The sequence below is a fragment of the Sphingopyxis sp. genome (assembly GCF_025869345.1).
Classification (GTDB): Bacteria; Pseudomonadota; Alphaproteobacteria; order Sphingomonadales; family Sphingomonadaceae; genus Sphingopyxis.
In genome coordinates this window covers 98,206-119,094 of sequence record NZ_JAOZVW010000138.1, presented here as the reverse complement: position 1 = coordinate 119,094, position 20,889 = coordinate 98,206, and the positions used below count along the sequence as shown (strand labels likewise).

At 65.9% G+C, this 20,889-nt stretch carries 15 protein-coding genes and 1 pseudogene; 5 read left to right on the top strand and 11 right to left on the bottom strand.

The window, feature by feature from the left end; translation table 11 throughout:
• Nucleotide 1: 1 nt before the first annotated feature.
• Nucleotides 2-1,219: pseudogene (gene manD / locus OJI97_RS15180) on the bottom strand (D-mannonate dehydratase ManD); the annotation flags it as partial.
• Nucleotides 1,220-1,326: 107 nt separating this feature from the next.
• Between manD and gcvA the strand changes: the two are divergent.
• Nucleotides 1,327-2,244: a transcriptional regulator GcvA gene (gcvA, locus tag OJI97_RS15175; protein WP_297664843.1), complete on the top strand. Its 918-nt coding sequence runs from the start codon at nt 1,327-1,329 to the stop codon at nt 2,242-2,244.
• Here the strand turns inward: gcvA and OJI97_RS15170 are convergent.
• The 10 genes from OJI97_RS15170 to OJI97_RS15125 form a co-directional block, all read right to left on the bottom strand.
• Entirely contained in the window at nt 2,228-3,706 is a 1,479-nt protein-coding gene (locus OJI97_RS15170; RefSeq protein ID WP_297664841.1) for an aldehyde dehydrogenase family protein, read from the bottom strand. The two genes, gcvA and OJI97_RS15170, sit on opposite strands and share 17 nt — an antisense overlap.
• A 6-nt stretch (nt 3,707-3,712) precedes the next feature.
• On the bottom strand, nt 3,713-4,822 hold the full coding sequence (locus OJI97_RS15165) for a histidinol-phosphate transaminase (protein WP_297664839.1): 1,110 nt from the start codon (nt 4,820-4,822) through the stop codon (nt 3,713-3,715).
• Nucleotides 4,823-4,833: 11 nt separating this feature from the next.
• Entirely contained in the window at nt 4,834-6,465 is a 1,632-nt protein-coding gene (locus OJI97_RS15160) for a thiamine pyrophosphate-dependent enzyme (RefSeq protein WP_297664837.1), read from the bottom strand.
• Between the two features lie 157 nt (nt 6,466-6,622).
• A complete protein-coding gene (locus OJI97_RS15155) occupies nt 6,623-7,126 on the bottom strand; it encodes a flavin reductase family protein (RefSeq protein ID WP_297664835.1) in 504 nt (167 codons plus the stop codon).
• On the bottom strand, nt 7,123-7,914 hold the full coding sequence (pcaD, locus tag OJI97_RS15150; protein WP_297664833.1) for a 3-oxoadipate enol-lactonase: 792 nt from the start codon (nt 7,912-7,914) through the stop codon (nt 7,123-7,125). Before pcaD ends, OJI97_RS15155 begins: the two co-directional genes overlap by 4 nt.
• Nucleotides 7,911-8,615, bottom strand: coding sequence for a CoA transferase subunit A (locus OJI97_RS15145; protein ID WP_297664831.1), 705 nt, complete (start codon nt 8,613-8,615; stop codon nt 7,911-7,913). The genes pcaD and OJI97_RS15145 overlap by 4 nt, the downstream gene beginning before the upstream one ends.
• Nucleotides 8,612-9,517 (bottom strand): dioxygenase, encoded by a 906-nt coding sequence (locus tag OJI97_RS15140; RefSeq protein ID WP_297664830.1) that lies wholly within the window; start codon nt 9,515-9,517, stop codon nt 8,612-8,614. Before OJI97_RS15140 ends, OJI97_RS15145 begins: the two co-directional genes overlap by 4 nt.
• 25 nt (nt 9,518-9,542) lie before the next feature.
• Entirely contained in the window at nt 9,543-9,827 is a 285-nt protein-coding gene (catC, locus tag OJI97_RS15135) for a muconolactone Delta-isomerase (RefSeq protein ID WP_297664828.1), read from the bottom strand.
• A gap of 16 nt (nt 9,828-9,843) precedes the next feature.
• Nucleotides 9,844-10,959: a muconate/chloromuconate family cycloisomerase gene (locus OJI97_RS15130; RefSeq protein ID WP_297664826.1), complete on the bottom strand. Its 1,116-nt coding sequence runs from the start codon at nt 10,957-10,959 to the stop codon at nt 9,844-9,846.
• A 192-nt stretch (nt 10,960-11,151) separates the two neighbouring features.
• Nucleotides 11,152-13,689, bottom strand: coding sequence for a TonB-dependent receptor (locus OJI97_RS15125; protein WP_297664825.1), 2,538 nt, complete (start codon nt 13,687-13,689; stop codon nt 11,152-11,154).
• A 365-nt stretch (nt 13,690-14,054) separates the two neighbouring features.
• Between OJI97_RS15125 and OJI97_RS15120 the strand changes: the two genes are divergently transcribed.
• From OJI97_RS15120 to OJI97_RS15105, 4 genes are read left to right on the top strand one after another with little or no spacing between them, the layout of a single operon-like run.
• Complete coding sequence (locus OJI97_RS15120; protein ID WP_297664823.1) at nt 14,055-17,258, top strand: S41 family peptidase; 3,204 nt, start codon at nt 14,055-14,057, stop codon at nt 17,256-17,258.
• Between the two features lie 2 nt (nt 17,259-17,260).
• Nucleotides 17,261-18,616, top strand: coding sequence for an amidohydrolase family protein (locus tag OJI97_RS15115; RefSeq protein ID WP_297664821.1), 1,356 nt, complete (start codon nt 17,261-17,263; stop codon nt 18,614-18,616).
• On the top strand, nt 18,613-19,749 hold the full coding sequence (locus tag OJI97_RS15110; RefSeq protein ID WP_297664820.1) for an amidase: 1,137 nt from the start codon (nt 18,613-18,615) through the stop codon (nt 19,747-19,749). The genes OJI97_RS15115 and OJI97_RS15110 overlap by 4 nt, the downstream gene beginning before the upstream one ends.
• On the top strand, nt 19,746-20,888 hold the full coding sequence (locus tag OJI97_RS15105) for an acyl-CoA dehydrogenase family protein (RefSeq protein ID WP_297664818.1): 1,143 nt from the start codon (nt 19,746-19,748) through the stop codon (nt 20,886-20,888). The genes OJI97_RS15110 and OJI97_RS15105 overlap by 4 nt, the downstream gene beginning before the upstream one ends.
• Nucleotide 20,889 lies beyond the last annotated feature (1 nt).

The following is a 20,889-nucleotide window of genomic DNA, read 5'->3' as shown; positions in this document are numbered from 1 at the left end:
GTCACCAATGCCAGAGCGTCCCGTCCTCAAGCCGGTTCACGGGCAGATAGGCCGGCTGATACGGATATTTGGCGGCCAGCGCCTCGTCGATATCGACGCCATGGCCGGGCACGTCGCCGGGATACAGCATCCCCTTGTCGAAGCGATAGGCGTGCGGGAAGACGGCGTCGGTCTCTTCGGTGTGGCGCATATATTCCTGGACCCCGAAATTGGGCACCCAGATGTCGAAATGCAGCGCGCCCCCCATGCACACCGGCGACAGGTCTGTCGCGCCGTGGCAGCCGGTGCGCACCTGATAGAGCGCGGCAAGATCGGCGATCCGCCGCAAGTGCGTGATACCGCCGGCATGAACCACCGTCGCGCGGATATAGTCGATGAGCTGGTTCTGGATCAGGTCCTTGCAGTCCCAGATCGTGTTAAAAATCTCACCGACCGCGAGCGGCGTCAACGTGTGCTGGCGGATCAGGCGGAACGCTTCCTGATTTTCCGCCGGGGTCGAATCCTCCATCCAGAAGAGGCGATAGGGTTCGAGCGCCTTGCCGAGACGCCCCGCCTCGATCGGCGTCAGGCGGTGATGGACATCGTGCAGCAGATGATGCTCGAAGCCGAAGCGCGCCCGCAACGCCGCGAACAACTGGGGCGTATGGTCGAGATATTTCTCGGTCGACCAGATATTCTCGGTCGGCAGCGCCGCATCGGCGGGCTCGTAATACATCTTGTCCTTGGCGACGCCATAGGTGGACGCAAGGCCCGGAATGCCCGACTGGGCGCGGATCGCCTTGTAACCCATGTCGATATATTTCGCGACTTCGTCACAGGTTTCCTCGATATCGCGGCCATTCGCATGGCCATAGACCATGACCGCCTCGCGGCTCTTGCCGCCGAGCAACTGGTAAAGCGGCATGCCCGCCGCCTTCGCCTTGATGTCCCACAAGGCGGTATCGACCGCCGCGATCGCCGCCATGGTGATCGGCCCGCGCCGCCAATAGGCCCCGCGATAGAGATAGTGCCAGATGTCCTCGATCCGCTGCGCGTCGCGTCCGATCAGGCAGGGGATGACATGGTCTTGCAGATAGGACACCACGGCCAGTTCGCGGCCGTTCACCGTCGCATCGCCGATGCCGTAAACACCCTGGTCGGTTTCGATCTTCAAGGTGACGAAATTGCGACCGGGGCAGGTGACGATGACGCTGGCACGAGTAATTTTCATGGGACGCTCCGACCACTTTGTGTATGACGATCACCCATGCCTATGAAGCGGCCGTGATGCTGACAAATGGCAGTTATTAATCGGGGCAATTAGCTCCCCTCATGTACGGTTGAACGGTGTCCAGAAAGCTTCCTCCCCTGTTGGCGCTCCGCGTGTTCGAATGCGCCGCCCGCCACCTCAGCTTCACCCGCGCGGCCGAAGAATTGTGCGTCACGCAGGCAGCCGTCAGCCACCAGATCCGCGCGCTCGAGGAATGGTTCGGCCAGCCGCTCTTTCGGCGCCTGAACCGCGCGCTCAAGCTGACCGAAGCCGGCGAGCGGCTGGTCGGACCGCTGACCAGTGCCTTTGACTCGATGGCCGACATCACTGCCGATGTGGCGGCGGGCGATGACCGGCAGGTGTTGAACGTCGCCGTTCTCGACAGTTTCGCCAGCGCCTGGATCTTGCCGCGGCTCGCCAATTTTCATCAGCGCTTCCCCGACATCGATCTGCGCTTCGTTGCGCGACCGATCGAGGAGGATGCGCTTGCCGCCGGGGATGCCGATGTCGAGATTCGCTATGGTCAGGGGCATTGGCCGGGGATGCATGTCTATGAATTTCTAAAGGAAGATATTTTCCCGGTGTGCAGCCCCGCGCTGCTCGAAGGATGCGACCCCCCACTCGGCCTCGCCGACCTCGCGCGCTTCGATCTGCTGCACGACGTCATGGCGATCGATTGGCAGCATTTCCTGGCAAATTTCGGCGTCAACTCGATCAATGTGCGTCGCGGCTTCGGTTTCAGCCACTCGCATCTGGTGATCCAGGCCTGCATCGCGGGTAACGGGTTCGCGCTCGGCCGCGAGGCGCTCGTCGCCGGGCCGCTCGAACGCGGAGAACTGGTGCGGCCTTTCGCAGAAGCGATGCCGTCCGACCAATCCTATTACATCGTCTGCCGCCACGACGATGCCGACACGGCGGCGGTGAAGGCTTTTTCCTATTGGCTGATGGACGAAGTCGAAACGCTGGGGATGAAGACGGTCACAGCCGCAGCATGACCGAGCGCGGCTCGGTAAACGCCTTCAATCCCTCGAGCCCGTGCTCGCGGCCGATTCCCGAGCGTTTGACGCCGCCGATCGGCATCGCCAGTTCGGGAATGCCATGGTCGTTGATCCAGACGATCCCGGCCTCGACCTCGCCCGCGAGGCGCAATGCGCGGCTGGTGTCGTGCGTCCACAGGCTCGCGGCGAGGCCATAACCGCTGTCGTTGGCGAGCGCGATTGCTTCGGCGTCGCCTTCGAACGGCGTCACGACGACGACCGGCCCGAACACCTCCTCCTGCACGATCGCGCTATCCTGCGCCGCGCCGACGATGACGGTCGGGGCATAGAAATAGCCGCGCTCGCCGACCGGGCGCCCGCCGGTCACCACATCGGCACCCGCGGCCTGCGCCTGCGCGACCATCGCATCAACGCGTCCACGATGCGCTCCGCTGATGAGCGGCCCCATCGTGCTGGCAGGATCGAAGCCCGGCCCTAGCCGATAGCCGTCCGCCGCGGCGCGAAGCGCCTCGACGACGCGGTCGAATATCGCGCGCTCGGCATAGATGCGCGAGCCCGCGACGCAGACTTGTCCGGCGTTGGCGAAGATCGCCTCGGCCGCCGCCGGCAACGCCGTGTCGAGATCGGCATCGGCGAAGATGATGAAAGGCGACTTGCCGCCGAGCTCGAGCGACAGGCGCGTCACATTCTCGGCGCTATCAGCGAGCAGGCCGCGCCCGACCGCCGTCGATCCCGTGAACGAGACCTTGGCGACCCGCGGGTGGCGAACCAGCGCCGCGCCGGCATCGCGCCCCGCGCCGGGCAGGATATTCACGACCCCGTCGGGCACCCCTGCTTCCTGCAACAGCGCGCCGAGATAGAGCGACGACAGCGGGGTCAGTTCGGCGGGTTTAAGGATGCACGAACAGCCCGCCGCCAGCGCCGGCGCCAGCTTCCACGCGGCCGAGACCAGCGCGCCGTTCCACGGCGTGATCAGCGCGGCGACGCCGACCGGATCATCGCGGACAAAGCCGTGATACTGCCGCCCCGGCACCGACGGTTCGAACAGATGCCCGCCAATCTTGGTCACCCAGCCGGCATAATAGCGGAAGGTTTCGGCGGCGTGCGGGATCTCGCCGTGCAGCGCTCCGCCATAGAGCTTGCCGCCGTTGGCGGTTTCCAGTTCGGCGAGAATCTGCGCGTCGCGCATCATCAGGTCGGCGATCTTCAGCAGGATCGCCTGCCGCTCGGCGGGGGTCTTGCCGCGCCAGCGGCGGTCGTCGAACGCCGCGCGCGCCGCGCCGACTGCATCGTCGACATCGGCAGCGGTCGCCATGTGCACCTCGCCCATCCGGTCCCCGGTCGCCGGATCGAAACAGGGCAGCAGGCCGCCCTGCCGCCCGGCCTGCCATCGCCCGTTCACCAGGAAGGGGCGGGTCGAACCCAGAAACTCGGTGGCCGGCGCGGACAGTTGGTGCATATGCGATCAATCCTGCATGTAAGCGAGCAGCGAGGCAATCACCCTGTCGTTCTGGTGCGGCCGCCCGACGGTGATGCGCAGGCAACCGGCGGGGCCGCCGGCATGGACCGGGCGCGGGATAATCCCGTTCGCTTCCAGAAAAGCCGCCGCGCCCGCGGCATCATGTCCCGCGCCCGCGAAGCGCAGAAGATAGAAGTTGGCGGCCGACGGAATGAACTCGATCCCGCTGCCCGCGAAGGCGGCGGCGATCCGCGACAGTTCGATATTATTCTCGCGCCGCACGAAATCGGCATGCGCCGTATCGCGCACCGCCGCCTCGGCCGCCGCCAGCGCGGCCGCATTGGCGTTGAACGGCGTCCTGATCCGCTGCACCGCATCGATGATGCCGGGCGGCGCATACATCCAGCCAATCCGCAGGCCGGCAAGGCCGTATAGTTTCGAGAAGGTGCGCGTCATGACGACATTGGCGCGCGTTTCGACCAGGCGCTCGCCGGCATCGAAATCGTCCGCATCGACATAATCGGCATAGGCGCCGTCGAGGAGCAGGATCACATCGTCGGGCAGGCCTTCGACGAGCCGGTCGAGTTCGCGCTTCGGCAGATATTGTCCGACGGGATTGTTCGGAGTGGCGACGACAACCAGCTTCGTCCGGGGCGTCACCGCCGCGAGAATGCGATCGGCGTCGGGGCGCAGCACCGGCTCGTCGGCGACGACGAGCTTCGCCCCCTGAGCGGTTGCGTGGATGAAGGCCATTGCGAAGCTATATTGGCTGAGCACCACTTCATCGCCGGGTTCGACGAAAGCCCGGATGACGAGCTGGATCAATTCTTCCGATCCATTGCCGCACACGATCCGGTCGGCATCGAGCGAATGCACCTCGGCCAGGGCCGCGCGCAGCGCCTGCTGCGCCCCGTCGGGATAGAGCGCCAGCCGGTCGCCGACCGCACGATAAGCATCGACTGCCGCCGGACTCGGCCCGACCATCGATTCATTCGAGGACAGCTTCAGCGGATCGGCAACGCCCGCGATCGCCTGCTTGCCCTGCTGATAGGGGGCAAGGCTCGCGACACCCGCGGTCGGCTGGGGCTTGGTCCGATCGGAAATATCCACGCTCATCTCGTTCTGCCTCACTGTCCGAAAACCGGCGGGCGGATGATGAAGGGCCAGGGCGACGCCATGTCGGGCGTCGGCACCTCGATCAGCGCCGGGGCGCGGCGCTCGATCGCCGCCTTGATCGCGCGTTCCAGATCGGCCGGATTGTGGACCCGCTCGCCGCGCACCCCGAAGCTCTCGGCATATTTGACGAAGTCGGGGTTGGTGAGATCCGACGCGATCAGCCGGCCGCCGAACCATTCCTTCTGCTGGCGCTGGACGTTCTGGAACTTGTTGTTGTTGAAGAGGACGGTGACGAGCGGCAGATTATATTGCGCAGCGGTCGCCATCTCGTTCGCGGTGAACATGAAGCCGCCGTCGCCCGCGATATTGACGACCGCCTTGTCCGGGTGCGCCGCCTGAACGCCGAGCGCCGTCGCATAGCCATAGCCGAGCGTCCCCTGATAGCCGCAGTTGATGAGCGTGCGCGGCGCATAGACGGGCAGCGTGTACCACGAGGCATAGCCGCACTGGGTAATCTCGTCGACGAACAGCCCGTCGTCGGGAAGCGCGCGGCGGATCGCATCGAGATAGTCGAACTGCGGCTGCACCCGCGCCGCGATTTCGCCGCGGACGCGCTGCTTCACGCCCATCAATTCTTCTTCGCGCGAAGCCGCGGGGGTGGCGACGCGCTCCAGTGCCGCAATCAGTGCCGGGACGGCATCGGCGGCGTCGGCGTGGATGCGCACGTCGGGCGACTTGATCCGATCGAATTCATCGCCGTCGATGTCGATGCGGATGATCTTCATGTCGGGGCCGATGCCCCAATAGAGATATTGCTGCTCCATCCGCGAGCCGAGCCCGATGATGACGTCGGCGCCCTTCCACAGGTCATTACCCGCGGGGAACATCTGCGACAGATGGCTGCGGTCGCTGACGATACCGCGGCCGCTGCGAAAGGCGACGACGGGAGCTTGCAGGAAAGCGGCGAGCCGTTCGACATCGGCGCCCGCCGCGAGCGCGCCGCCGCCGGCGATGATCAGCGGACGCTTGGCGCCGGCAAGCAGCTTCGCGGCCGCGTCGACCGCATCCTGATCGAGCGCGGGCGCGGCGGGAATGACCGCGGCCGGCAGCGCGGCGACGTCGCGGCTTTCGGCCATGATGTCCATCGGCATTTCCAGGCTGACCGGGCGCTGGCGTCCGCTCAGCATCTGGCGAAAGGCCTCGTTGACCAGTTCGGGCGCCGCCTCCGGCGTCATCGCGCGATCGGCCCATTTCGTCAGCGTCCGCATCGTCGCGAGCTGATCGGGCAATTCGTGGAGATAGCCGATGCCCTTGCCCAGCCCCGCGGTCGGAATCTGACCGGTCAGGCACATGACCGGGGCGTTGGTCGCATAGGCGGAGCAGAGCGCGGCGGTGCTGTTGAGGACGCCGGGACCCGGCACCACGGTATAGACACCGGGCTTGCCCGTCGATCGCGCATAGCCGAACGCCATATAGGCGGCGCCCTGCTCGTGCCGGGTGCAAAAGACGCGAAGCTGATCGCCGGCATGAAACATGGCGTCGAAGAAATAGTCGAGCTGCCCGCCCGGAAGGCCGAAGATGGTGTCGACGCCATTGGCGCGTATCTGAGTCAGAAGCGCTTCGGCGCCGGTCATATTTGTCATGGTCGCTGTCAATCCAGTTTGATTGCGGAGCCGCCCAAGCCGATACTATCCGGCAGCGGAAGGCCTCCCTCTTCGGTTGTTTTTTTCGCCATTCGGGCGAGCGCGGACAATTGAAACAAACTGCCCCTTCGGATTAGCCCGCCTAATTCGGACGGCCTCAGCCCAGCAGTTCTGCGGGCACGGCATAGCTGCGCTGCGCATAGATCAGCGGCCTGCCCTCGCCCGAAAAACGCACCGCCTCGACCTCGCCGAACAGGACGTGATGCGTTCCGATCCGGCGGTGCTGCGCGACGCGGCAGTCGAAGCAAACGAGCGCGCCGTCGAGCAGCGGCGCCCCGGTCGCGCCCTCCTGCCAGGTCGCGCAGCCAAACCGCGCATCGCCGCTATGCGCCGAGCGTCCGGCGAAGACATCGGACACATCCGCCTGGCTTTCGGACAGCACATTGACCGCGAAGACGCCGTTTTCGATGATCGGCGCCGCGCCCGCGCTGTTGGCGTTGATGCAGATGAGCAGCGTCGGCTTCGGCGTGTCCGCGGATACCGACGTCATCGCCGAAACCGTCAGACCGGCGCGGCCCGCCGTTCCGCCGGTGGTGATGATGTTCACGGTCGCCGCGGCACGGCTCATCCCGTCCAGGAAATCGGCGCGCAGACCGGTCATCCTTCCTGCTCCAGAAACGCGCCCACCGTGGTATTGAACGCAAAAGACTGCTCCAGATTGGCAAGGTGGGCGGCGTCGAATTCGGCAAGGCGGGCGCCGGGAATCGTTTCGGCGAGGAAGCGGGCATGTTCGGGCGGAGTCGCGGGGTCGCGGAGGCCCGCGACGACCAGCGTCGGCGCGGCGACGAGGCGCGCGGTCGGGCGCATATCCATATCGCGGATGGCCGCGCTGCAGGCGGCATAGCCCCGCGGATCGGTCGCGAGCAGCATGGCGCGCGCATGATCGACGCGCGCCGGATGATCGCGGCGGAAATCGGGCGTGAACCAGCGTTCGATCACCGCGTCGGTGACGGCCTCCATCCCCTGCGCCGTGACTGCGGCGATCCGGTCCGCCCAGCCGCCGGGCGGCCCCATATAGGCCGATGTGTTCGCGAGCACGAGCCGCAGCAGCCGCTCGGGCGCGCGGTAGCCGAGCCATTGCCCGACCATGCCGCCCAGCGACACCCCCAGGACATGCGCCCGCGCGATCCCCAGATGATCGAGCAGGCCGATGACGTCGCGGCCCAGCCGGTCCATCGAAGAACTGCCGGGCACGACGTCCGAAGCGCCGTGCCCGCGCGGATCGTAGCGAAGAATCGAATAACGCCCCTCGAACGCTTCGAGCTGCGGTTCGAACAGCGCCATCGCGGTGCCGAGCGACGGCGAAAGGAGCAGCACGGGCCGCCCCTCGATCGGGCGATAGTCGAAAGCGATGGTGCAGCCATCGTCGGCGAGAAAACGGCCGGTCATGCGCCGCGCTTTCGCACCGTGAGCTTTTCGATCTTCCGCTCATAATGCACGCCCTGGACGATGCGGTTCACGAAAATCCCCGGCGTATGGATCATGTCGGGGTCGAGCATGCCGGGTTCGACCAGTTCCTCGACCTCCGCCACCGTGACCGCCGCCGCAGTCGCCATCGGCGGGTTGAAGTTGCGCGCGGTCTTGCGGAACACGAGGTTGCCGTGTGTATCGCCCTTCCACGCGCGGACGATCGCCAGGTCGGCGCGCAGCCAGCGTTCGCGGATATAGCGCTTGCCGTCGAACTCCTCGACCGGCTTGCCCTCCGCGACGACGGTGCCGACCCCCGTCGCGGTATAGAAGGCGGGAATCCCCGCCCCGCCCGCACGAATGCGCTCGGCGAGCGTTCCTTGGGGATTGAGCTCCAGTTCCAGCTTGCCTTCGAGGTAGAGCGTCTCGAACAGCTTGTTCTCGCCGATGTAGGAAGAGATCATCTTGCGGATCTGGCCATTGGCAAGCAGCGCGTAGAGGCCGAAGCCTTCGGCGCCGCAATTGTTCGACACGACGGTCAGATCGCGAACCCCATCCTCCCTCATCGCGGCGATCAGGTTTTCGGGATTGCCGACCAGTCCGAAGCCGCCCGACATGACCGTCATGCCGTCGAACAGCAGCCCCTCAAGCGCCGCCGTCGCCGTCGGATAGAGCTTGTTCATGCCGACGCGCGCGAGCGCGACGAAAAGCCTTCGTCGTTGGCTGATTCCGACCGCTGAAGAACGAAGTCGAACAGCACCGCCGGGTTGCCGCCGCTGCGATCCGGAACTGGCAGCAGGCCGTCGCGGGTGCCGAAGGCGAAATCGTCGTGCGCGTGCGGGTCGTCGCCGAAATTGATCTGCGTCGTCAGCGTTCGGTACCCCGGCGCCTCGATAAAGAAATGGACATGGGCCGGCCGATCGCCATGGCGTCCGAGCAGCTTCATCAACTGCTCTGCGGAACCTTCGGGCGGCACGCTGTAGCCGCGCGGCATTTTCGAATGAAAGGCATAGCGCCCATCGGCGCCGAGGCGGATGCGCCGCCGGTTGTTGAAGGGCGACTGCTCGCCCGTCGGATCGAAGTGCGAATAGAAGCCCTTCGAATTGGCGTGCCAGACATGAAGAATTGCATTCTTCACCGGCTCGCCATCGGGACCGGTGATGCGGCCCGACATCGTCAATTCCTCGGTATCGTCGGGGTCGGTGGTCAGATTGACGTCGTTGGTGGTCGTCAGGTCGCCGTCGACGAGCGGCGCGCCCGCGACATAGAGCGGCCCCTCGATCGTGCGCGGCGTTCCGCCGCTGCGTCCTGCCGCTGCATCCTTCGCGTCCATATGAAGATCGAGAAAATGCTCGATCCCGAGGCCGGGGACGATCAGGCCGAACTCACCCGCGCCGCGACCCAGGAAATCGACGCCGCGCCAGAATTCGCTTTCGGAAATGTCATGCCGTTCGACGACGCTCATCAGCGCCTCGAGCAGATCGCGGAGGATCGCCTTCAGGCGTGGGTCCCCGCCCGCCTCGCCGAGCCCGGCGGCGCGGTCGAGAAGTTGCTGCACGGCGTCGGATCGAATGATGTCGGTCATAGTCTTGCTCCCATTTGCTGCCGGCTCAATCGGCGTCGATCGCCGAGGGATGACGGCACAGCGCCGTCACCCGCACATCCATGAACGGATAGAGCGGCAGGCTCGTCATGATGTCGTGAAGTTCGCCGGCATCGGCGACGTCGAAGATACTGACATTGGCGTAACGCCCGGCAACCCGCCAAAGGTGCCGCCACTTTCCGGCGCGCTGCAGAGTCTCGGCCCGCGCCTTCTCGGTGGCCTTCAACGCGTCGAAGGTCTCCTTATCGATGTCGTGCGGCACGTTGACCGTCATTTCGACCATGAACAGCATGGCGGCTTTCCTTCCTTCAATTTCGTGCAAAGCGGCCGAGCCGCGCACGATCGATACGCACGCCCAGCCCCGGCCCGGCCGGAAGCTGAAGCATGAAATCGCGATAGTGCAGCGGCTCTTCGAGCAGTTCCTCGGCGAGCAGGAGCGGGCCGAACAATTCGGTGCCCCATTCCATCGGCGGCCCTGCCGCGAAGAGATGTGCCGACGCCGCCGTTCCGATGCCACCCTCGAGCATCGTCCCGCCATAGAGCGCGACGTGCGCGGCTTCGGCGATCGCGCAGACCTTGGCGGCCGCCGCAAGTCCGCCCGATTGGGCGATCTTGATCGAAAAGACGTCGGCGGCGCCCGCCGTCGCAAAGCGCCACGCGCTCGCCGGGCCGGTCAGCGCTTCGTCGGCCATGATCGCGCAGTCGAACCGCTCGCAGAGCGCGCGCATCCCGGCGACATCCTGTCCGCCGATCGGCTGCTCGATCAGCGCCACTCCCGCCTCCTGAAGCCGTGCGATGCCGTCGACCGCCTGCGTCCGCGTCCAATGCTGGTTGACATCGACCCGCACCGACGCGCGCCCTTCAAAGGCACGGGCGATCGCCGCGACATGAGCGCAGTCTTCCGCCACGCCTCGCTTGCCGATCTTGATCTTGAACATATTGTGGCGGCGCGCGGCGAGCATCGCCTCTCCTTCCTCGATGTCACGCGCCGTCTCGCCGCTCGCGAGAGTCCAGGCGACCGGCAGCGCATCGCAGCGGCGGCCGCCCAGCAATTCCGAAAGCGGCAGCTCTGTCCGCTGGCCCAGCGCATCGAACAGCGCCGTCTCGACCGCGCATTTGGCGAAGCGGTTGCCAACGATGAGCCGGTCGAGCAACGCCATCGCCGCCGCGGGCCGATCGGCGTTGGTTCCGAGGAGAAGCGGCGCAAAATAGGTTTCGATCGCGAGCTTGACGCCCTCGGGGCTTTCCTCGCCATAAGCGAGTCCGCCGATGGTCGTCGCCTCGCCGACGCCGACGATCCCGTCGTCGCGACGGACGAAGACGAGAACGATCGCCTGGGTGGTCATCGTCGCCATCGCCAGGACATGCTGCCGGATGGTCGGCACGTCCGCGATCACCACTTCGATTTTGTCGATACGCGCCATCGGCCCTCTCTTGTTGGAACGACGTCTAACGCAAAGGGCGCCCCGCCCTGCCGAGAGAAGATTTCATGCGGCCCATTCGCGGCGCTAATCGAACATTGTGCGGGAGCGCGCAGCCCTCCTCAAAAAAACAAGCCCGCCCCTTTTCAGAGGCGGGCCAGTCGAGGAGAGTTCGGGAAAACCCGAGCCCTGAACTTAGAACTCGGTCGTCCACTTCACCGACCAGGTGCGCGGATTATAGCTGAGCCGCGGACCGATGAAGCTGAAACCCTCGTTCGCGGTGTAATATTCGCTGGCGAAGAGGTTATCGATGTTGATCGACAGCTTGTTCTGTCCCCAATCCTGCGTGAAGCGCAGGTTGAAGAGACTGACCGGATCGACCTGCGTCGGGAAGGTCAGCGATGCCTGTTCAACCACGCCAAGCGCCGTCCGGCCACGATAGCTCCAGTTGAGCGCGACCGCCGCGTCGCCGCCCGCCAGCGGGAAACGCTGCTCGACGTTCGCCGAGGCCGTCCAGCGCGGCGAGTTGCCGATACGGATGCCGTCGAGCGGCTGGAGGGCCCCGCCCACGAGACCTTCGCCTCGTATATATTTGGCATCGAGATAGCCGACCGAGCCGCCGATCGTCAGCCCATCCGTAACCCGCGCGGTCGCCGACAGTTCGAAGCCCTTCGATCGCGCCTTGGGCAGGTTGGTGACCGAGTCAGCCTGAAGCTGGCGCGAACAGGTGCTGAGATCGAGGCCGGGCGTCACGATGACGATGGCGCCGGTCGATGCGAGGACGCAGAGCGTCTGGCGCGAGGTGAACTGGAAATCCTTCCAATCCATGTAGAAGAGCGCACCCTGCAACAGCAAGCGTCGGTTCATCAGATAGGCGTTGCCGCCAATCTCGTAGTTCCAGAGCTTTTCGCGCCCGAAAGTCGACGATCCGCCGAGCCCGCCATCGGGGTTGGCCTGACCGCCCGCCGGCTTGTAGCCCTTCGACACGCTCGCATAGATCGATGCGTCGTCGTTCGGCTTCCAGTTGATGGCAAGGCGGGGCGAGAAATCATGGGCTGCGCCGGTCGCGAAACGGCCGGTGCGCTGCTCATATCGTCCGCCGGTCACGAAACCGTCATAGACGGGAAGCTGACCCTGCGCGTCCATCAGCGCCTGTTCGGGTGTCAGCTCGCAGGGCCCATTGCCGTCAACGGCAGTCGACGTATCGAGCGGTGTGCCGACGGGGCGACGCGAGCAGGCCGCATAGACATCGCTCCAGCGGTTGGTGCCGCGGTCATAGGAATAGCGGCCACCGACGATGAGCGACAGGGCATCCGTCATATGCCATTCGGCGTTGGCGAAGGCCGCCCAGCCGCGCAGGCTGTTAAAGATGCGGTTTTCATTGGCCTTGTCGCCCGGCGCCCAGGGACCGAGCACCTGTTCGATCAGGATCTGGTTCACCGCGGTGAACTTTTCGCGATAGGCGATGCCGCCGATCGTCCAGTCGATCTTGTTATCTTCGCCGACCGACGAAAGCCGCCCTTCGACACTATAGGATTTGGTGTAGAATTTACCGAGCCGATTGATCGCGCGAATGCCCGATCCGTCGAGATCGAGGAACTGATCCTGGTCAGACTCGGCATAGCCCGCGACGAGAGTCAGCCCCACCTTGTCGCTGAATTCATGATAGGCCTTGCCGATAACCAGCGTCGTTTCGTTGTTCGTGAAATCGCGCGTGTCCTGGTAGAGCGAATCCTTGTTGTTACGGATGCTATCGACATCGAGACCGCCGAGTTGCGGCTGGGTTCCACCCGGCCCGGAGGCCACCCATTTGCGGAACTCGCCTTTTGCGTCGTAGCAGCCGATCCCGCCGAGCAATTCGGGCGTCGCGAGATTATAGGGCAGACCGAAGGCGCCCTGATTGATGCAGCTGCCGATCTTGGCCTGCATCCCCGAATTGTCGATCGTGTGGTTGACCTGGAGGTCGACCGTAGTCGCATCGTCGGGCTGCCAGCGGAGCTGGCCGCGAATGTTGAGATAATCGGCGTCGGTTCCGCCGCCGATCGGGTGACGGTTGCGCAGCGGCCCCTTGGTGGTTTCGCCCTGGACCGACAGGCGCGCGAACAGGCCGTCGGCCACCTTGCCGTTGATGACGCCTGCCAGGCTATAGGTGCTGAAACGGCCGAAGCCCGCATCGATCCGCCCATAGAAATCCTCGGTCGGCTTCTTGGTGCGGATGTTGATCGCGCCGCCTTCCGAGTTGCGGCCAAAGAACACGCCCTGCGGCCCGCGCAGGATTTCGACCGATTCGACGTCGTAGATATTGGGGTTGGCCTGCCCCGAAGCGAGCGTGCCCGCCGAAAATTCATCGACATAGGTCGCGAAGGCGCTCTGCGTCAGAACCTTCTCGCCGCCCTTGAGGTCGGCGATGCCGCGGATCGAAATGACGATCTCGCGCGCGCCGTTACGGCCGCCCTGCTGAAAGGAGACGTTCGGCGTCTGGAGCAGATAGTCCTTCGCATCGCTGTAGTTGCGGTCTTCCAGCGTCTCCGACGAAAAGACGGTGGCGCTGACCGGCACGTCGAGGATCGTCTGCAGCTTGCGCTGCGCGGTGACGACGATCGTGCCGTCGTTCACCTGTTCCTGATCGCCGGATTGCGTGTCGGACTGCGCGGCCGCCGGCGCAGCGAGCGCGAGCGCCATGACCGATGCGCCGATGACGCCGGCCCGTTTCCATTGACGGGACTGAATCATGTGCCGCCTATAAATGTCTGCCATCTGAAATCTCCTCCCAAAGTCCAGTCGAGCGACCCTGTAGAGGTCTCAGGCCCCACCGCCCGATCACGCAATTTTGTTGCGCATTCCGGCCAGGAAACTGGTCCAAATCCGGCCCCGCTCTGGAGGCATTGGAGTTATGGGAACCCCGCTCACCCTCACAAACGAGATAAATTTGCGGGAAACATGAGCCCGGCTCATGGAAGGCGCTCGCCGGATTAGGTCAGGTCATGGCCCCTGTGAGCAGCATTTGATTGTCCACCTGCCGCCCCCGCTTAGTCTTCCGGCTTACGGGTGCTGTCAGGAAGACGAAACTATCGTCGGCGCCCTCAGGGAGGGCTGCAATGACATATCGGAACAGGCTGCTGATCGGACTTGCGACGATCGCGCTGGGAACGGCCTCCGCCGCTGGAGCGACGACCGGCGAAGCCCGCCTGATGCGCTATCCCGACATCAGTGGCCAGCGGATTGGCTTTATCTATGCCGATCGCCTGTGGGTTGCCGACGCGAATGGCGGCAATGCCCGGCCGATCGCCGTCCCCGGCAGCGAACTCAACCGCGTCCGCTTTTCGCCCGACGGCCAGTGGATCGCGCTGACGGCCAAGGTCGACGGCAACGCCGACGTCTATATCGTGCCCGCCGACGGCAGCGCGCCGGCACGGCGGCTGACGCATCACCCGGCCGCGGATCTGGTGGTCGACTGGCGCCCCGATGGCAAAGCGGTGCTGTTCGCATCGACCATGGCGAGCCCGCGCGCCACTTATGACCAGCTCCACACCATCGACGTCGCAGGCGGCCTGCCGCAACGCCTGCCGCTGCCCTATGGCGAAACCGCGGCCTATACGTCCGACGGCAAGGCACTGCTCTTTACTTATCAGCGCGATTTTCAGGAAGAGGCCTGGAAGCGCTATTACGGCGGCCGCGCGCCCGACATCTGGCGTTTCGACTTCGCCACCGGCGCGACGCAAAAGCTGACCGATCATCCGTCGTCGGATTCGATGCCGATGCAGATTGCCGGGCGCACCTATTTCCTGTCCGAACGCGACGCCGCCGGGCGATCCAACATCTGGCGCCTCGGCGAGCAGGGCGCGGCGGACAGCGCCGTAACCGCCTATATCGACACCGACGTCCGGCGCCCGGCGACCGACGGATCGCGCATCATCTTCGAGGTCGGCGGCGGCCTTGCGATCTTCGACCCGGCAACGGGCGGCACGACGGCGGTGACCGTTCGCATCGATCCGGCATCCGTCGTGAAAGCCCCTGAAAAAATGCCGGTGGGCGACCGGATCACCAGCGCGGCGCTGTCCCCCGGCGGCGTGACGATCGAGGCGCGCGGCGATATCTTCACCTATGACCGGAACGGCCGGGCCGTTCGCAACATCAGCGCGACCTCGGGCTTCGCCGAACGCTTCCCGCGCGCCAATGGACGCGGCGACATCGCCTATGTGAGCGACGCCGACGGCGAATATGCACTTTATGTGAGGCCCGCCGATGGCTCGACGTCCCGCAAGATCGCCGATTTCGGACCCGGATTTCGCTATTCCCCTTTCTGGTCGCCCGACGGCACCCGCATCGCCATCTATGACCAGGAGCAGACGCTGTGGATCGTCGATGTCGCGAGCGGCGCCAAGACGCGCGTCGACCAGGGAAAATGGGGCTACCACCCCGAAATGGTCGAAGCGACCGCCTCCTGGTCGCCCGACAGCCGCTGGCTCGCCTACGCGCGCGGGCTCGACAACCGCAACAACGCCCTCTTCCTCTTCGATACGCAAAGCGGTGAGCGGCACCAACTGACCTCGGGCGCGTTCGACGACTTCGCGCCGATGTTCGAGGCAAGCGGCAATTATCTGCTGATGCTGTCGCGCCGCCGGTTCGCCCCGACCTTCGGCGATGCCGGTTTCGACGCGACCTGGACCTATACCAACGGCACCGTCGCGACCATTCTGCCGCTGCGGGCGAATGTCGCCGCGCCCGGCGATCTGGGCTGGGTCGCGCCGGCAAGGCAGGCGGCGGTCGTCATCGACATCGCGGGGGCCGAACGGCGACTGAAGCCGTTGCCGCCCAAGTCCGGGCTACTCGCCGCGATCCGGCCCGTCGACGGCGGATATGTGCTGATCCGCCAGGGCGACGGCGACGGCGACAGCCAGTTGGAGCGCTATGATTATGGCAAGGATGCCGCGCGCATCCTGCAATCCGGCAAGGGACTGACCCTCGCCGACGCGAACGCCGGCGAGATACTGACGCGCATCGACACGCAGCTCTATCGCGTCGATGCCGCGAAGGGGCAGCCCGCGAAGATCGACGGAACCCGGCTGGTCGCCACCGTCGATCATGCGGCCGAAGCCCAGCAGATGTTCAACGACGCCTGGCGCTATGGCCGCGACTTTTATTACGATCCCGGCCTGCACGGAATCAACTGGAATGCCGTCCGCGCGCGCATGGCGCCGCTCGTCCCCTATGTGACCAACGACGACGACCTGACCTTCATCGTGCGCGAGATGATGGGCGAGCTCAACGGCGGCCATGTCTATGCTTCGGCAACCGCCCCGCGGCCGCGCGGCGATGCGACCAATGTCGGCCTGCTAGGTGTCGATTTTGCACCCGATAACGGCCGGTATCGCATCTCGAAAATCTATCGGACAGGCGCGCGCGCCTATGAGGTCCGCTCGCCCCTCGACGATGCCGCGCTCGACGTCCGCGAAGGCGACGAACTGCTCGCCGTGAACGGCAAGCCGCTATCGGGCAGCACCGACCCATGGGAGGCTCTCACCGGCCTTGCCGGCAAGGAGGTCGACCTGAGGATCGCACGCGGCGACGGGGCGGAGCGCACCATCCGGGTCAAGACGCTGACCAGCGAGCGCAAGCTGCGCGAACTCGCCTGGGTCGAAGAGAATCGGAAAAAGGTCGATGCCGCATCCGCGGGACGCATCGGCTATATCTATGTCCCCAATACGAGCGCCGAGGGGCAGACCGAACTGATGATCCAGTATCGGTCGCAGTTCGACAAGGACGCGCTGATCGTCGACGAACGCTTCAATACCGGCGGCGCCCTCGGCGACCGCATGGTCGAACTGCTCCATCGCCCGCCGCTCGTCTATTTCCGGGCCCGCAACAGCAGCGACTATCCGCTTCCCGAACTCGCACATCGCGGCCCCAAGGCCATGATCACCAATGGCTGGAGCTATTCAGGCGGCGACGGCTTTCCGCTGCTGTTCAAGACGGCGAAGGTCGGGCCGCTGATCGGAACGCGAACGTGGGGCGGACTGATCGGCCCGGGCCTGTCGCTGCCGCTCATCAACGGCGGCTTCATCTCGCCCGCCCCCCAGCGCGTCTACACCGTCGACGGGCGCTGGGCCGAAGGCAATGAAGGCGTGAAGCCCAATATCGAAGTCGACAACGACCCGGGGCTGCTTGCCCGCGGCATCGATCAGCAACTCGATGCCGCGATCAAGCTGCTGCTCGATCAGGTGAAAGACGCAAAGCCCGTCCCCATCCCCTCCTTCCAAGGTCCGAACGACTGGAATCCCGCCTTGAGAAAGGAGAAATGATAGTGAAGAGACTGACACTCTGGCTTGCCGCCTGCGCCGCGATCTGCACCCCGGCGCTCGCCCATGAAGAGCGCGCGGAGGCTCCGGCCGCGGCGGCCGCGCCCGCCACCCCGGCGCGCGACAAGGTCAAGCTGATTCAGGCCGGCTGGCTGCTCGGCGTGCCCGGCCAGCAACCGCAGCGCGAGCGGACGATCGTCGTCCGCAACGACCGGATCGAGCGGATCGACAGCGGCTATACCGCCCCCGAAACCATCGTGGACGCCGACGTTGAACTGATCGATCTGCGCGATCGTTTCGTCCTGCCCGGCATGATGGACATGCACGTCCACCTGTCGTCGAATTCGCGCGGCGATGCGCCCTTCAAGATCAAATATGCGGCGGACGACCTGCCCGGCGCCAGCGTCGAGGAGCGCGACGACGTCACCCATCTCGTCGATGCGATCGGAAATGCGCGCAAGACGCTGATGGCCGGATTCACGACCGTCCGCGACCTCGGCAGCGCCGGCTGGAACATCGTCGCGCTGCGTGATGCGGTCGCCGCCGGCAAGCTCGAAGGCCCCCGCATCCTGACCGCGGTATCGATCGTCCGCCCCGGGGCAGGCACCGGACCCGGCGCCTGCTCGGGCGTCGAAGGCTGCCGCCGCGTGACCCGCCAGCAGATCGACATGGGCGCCGACCTTATCAAAATCTATGCGACCTGCAGCGGCAGCCTGCCGTGCGGGCTACAATATGCACCGCCGGTCTTTCTCGACGACGAATTGAAGGCGATCGTCGAAACCGCCCATTCGCGCCAGTTGCGGGTCGCCGCCCACGCGCATGGCGAGGAAGGCATCCGCGCCGTGCTGCGCGCCGGGGTCAATTCGGTCGAGCATGGGTCCTACACCCCCGCCGACAGTTTCGAGACTTTCAAGAAGAACGGCGCCTTCCTGGTTCCGACGATGTCGGTTCACGCCAATATCGAAAAGGACATCAAGACGGCGACCGGCCCGATGCGGGCGGTCATGCAGAATTTCCTCGACAAGCACGGCCCGCGGATGATGGCCGCCTGGCGCGCGGGGGTGAAGATCGCGGCCGGCACCGACGCCGGCGTTTCGGTTCACGGCGAAAATGCCCGCGAACTGGAATATTATGTGCGCGAAGGCATGCCCGCGGCGGATGCGATCAAGACGGCGACGGTCAACGCCGCCAGCCTGATCGGCCGCGAACAGGATCTCGGCACGATCGAGAAAGGCAAGATCGCCGACATCATCGCGGTAAGCGCCGATCCGCTCGCCGACATCACCGCGCTGCAACACGTCGATTTCGTCATGAAGGACGGCCGGGTGTTCCGCGACGACCAGGCGGCGAAGCGGCCATGACCCTTTCGCCGGCCCATCGTTCGATCTTCCTGACCGGCCCCTTTTCCGGCGACGGAATGCGCGTCGCGATCAAGGATTGCATCGATGTCGCCGGCGAAACCACCGCCGCCGGCAGCCGCGCGCTCGCCGCGCGCCCGCCGGCGGCGCGCGACGCGGCGGTGGTCGCACGCCTGCGCGGCGCCGGCTGCACCATCGCCGGCCGCGTCACCATGCACGAACTCGCCTATGGCGTGACGGGCGTCAACGGCTGGACCGGAACCCCGATCAACCCCGCCTACCCGCACCTCGTCCCGGGCGGATCGTCGAGCGGGTCGGCGGCGGCGGTCGCCGCGGGACTCGTCGATGCGGCGATCGGGACCGACACCGGCGGATCGATCCGCGTCCCCGCCGCCTGCTGCGGCATCGTCGGATTCAAACCGACCTTCGGGCGCGTCAGCCGGGACGGCCTGACCCCCGCGTCGAGCAGCCTCGACTGCGCGGGCCCTTTCGCGCGGTCGGTCGCCGCTATCGAGCGGATCATGGCGATGCTGGTCCCCGACTGGCGCGATACGCCGACGCCCCGCGCGCCGCGGGTCGCCTTCATGGCCGATGCCGGTGACGAGGCGATCCTGACCATCGCCCGCGCCGCCGCCGCGGCGGCCGCTGCGATCACCCCCATGACGCTGCCCGGCCTGGCCGCCGCTCAGCAAGCCGGGCTCCGCATCATCGGCCGCGAATGCTGGGATGCCTTCGCGCCGCTGATCGACGGCGGACTCGTCGGACGCGACGTCCACGACCGCCTGCTCGCCGCCTCGCGGGTCACCGATGCCGATCTGACCGAAGCGGAGGCGGTTCGCCAAAGGTTCGGAGCTGAAGTCGAGGCCCTGCTCGCGGACTTCGACGCCGTCGCCCTGCCGACGCTGCCCGCCGCGCCGCCGAGCCTGCTCGCGGCAACGGACCCGGCGGCGGCGCTCCCGATGACGGCCAATTGCCGCCCGTTCAATCTGTCCGGGCATCCCGCGATCGCCTTGCCCGTCGGCGAGGCCGGCGGCGCGCCCGTGTCGCTCCAGCTCGTCGGCCGCAAGGGCGGCGATGAAGCGCTCTGCGCGCTCGCCCGCACCATCCCCCTGTTCATGAAAGGAGAAACCGCATGACGGCGACCCCGGCCCTCGGACTTGCCAGCCCGCATCTCCAGCCCCTGCTCGACGATATCCGCGCCAGGCGGGCCGATCTGCACCGGCTGGGACATATTCCGCAGGATATCGTCGAACAATTCCAGAAGATCGGCCTCTATCGCGCGTTCGTGCCCGAACAGTTCGGTGGCGGTGCGATGACGCCGATGGAATTTCTGCGCCTTATCGAAACCATCTCGGCCGCCGACGGGTCCGCCGGCTGGGTCGCGAGCTTCGGCTTCGCGAGCAAATATCTGTCGTCGCTTCCCGCCTCGACGCTCGCCACCCTGTATCGCGAAACGCCCGACGTCGTCTTCGCGGGCGCGGTCTTTCCGCCGCAGCCGGTCACGCCCGAGGGCAAAGGCTATCGGGTTCGCGGCCGCTGGGGCTTCGGCTCGGGCTGCATGGGCGCCTCGCTGATCGGCGTCGGCGTGCGGATCGAGGGCGAAAGCGGCGGCCTGCCGCGCATGGCGGTCATGCCGCGCGAACAGGTCCGGATCGAGGAGAATTGGGACACGATCGGCATGTTCGCGACCGGCAGCCACGATCTGGTCGTCGAGGATGTGCTGGTGCCCGAGGAATGGACGCTGATCCGCGGTGCGGCGCCTTCGATCGATACCGCCGCCTATCGCTATCCGACGATGGCGATGGCCGCCCAGGTGCTCGCGATCGTCGCGGCGGGCGTCGCGCGCGAAGCGATCGACGAGGCCGTGAAGCTCGCGACGCGGAAAAATTCGATCACCGGCGCGCCCTCGATGGCCGACCGCCCCGCCTTCCAGACCGCGCTCGCGCAGATGGAGGCGCAGCTTCGTTCCGCCCGGGCCTGGTTCTATGAAGAGACCGAGGCGATGTGGGACCGGGTTTCGCGCGGCGACGCGGTGGCGGTCGAAGAGGTCGCGGCGCTGCGGATCGCATCGACGCACATCGCCAGGACCGGCGCCGATGTCACGCGCCGCGCCTTCGAAATGGCGGGCACGACCGGCATCTTCAACAGCCACCCGCTGTCGCGCCTGCTGCTCGACGCGCTGGTCGTCGCGCAGCACGCCTTCATGAACGACGGAACATGGCAATCGGGTGGCGCGGTGCTGCTCGGGAAGTCGCCGCCGCCCGGTTATCCCTGAA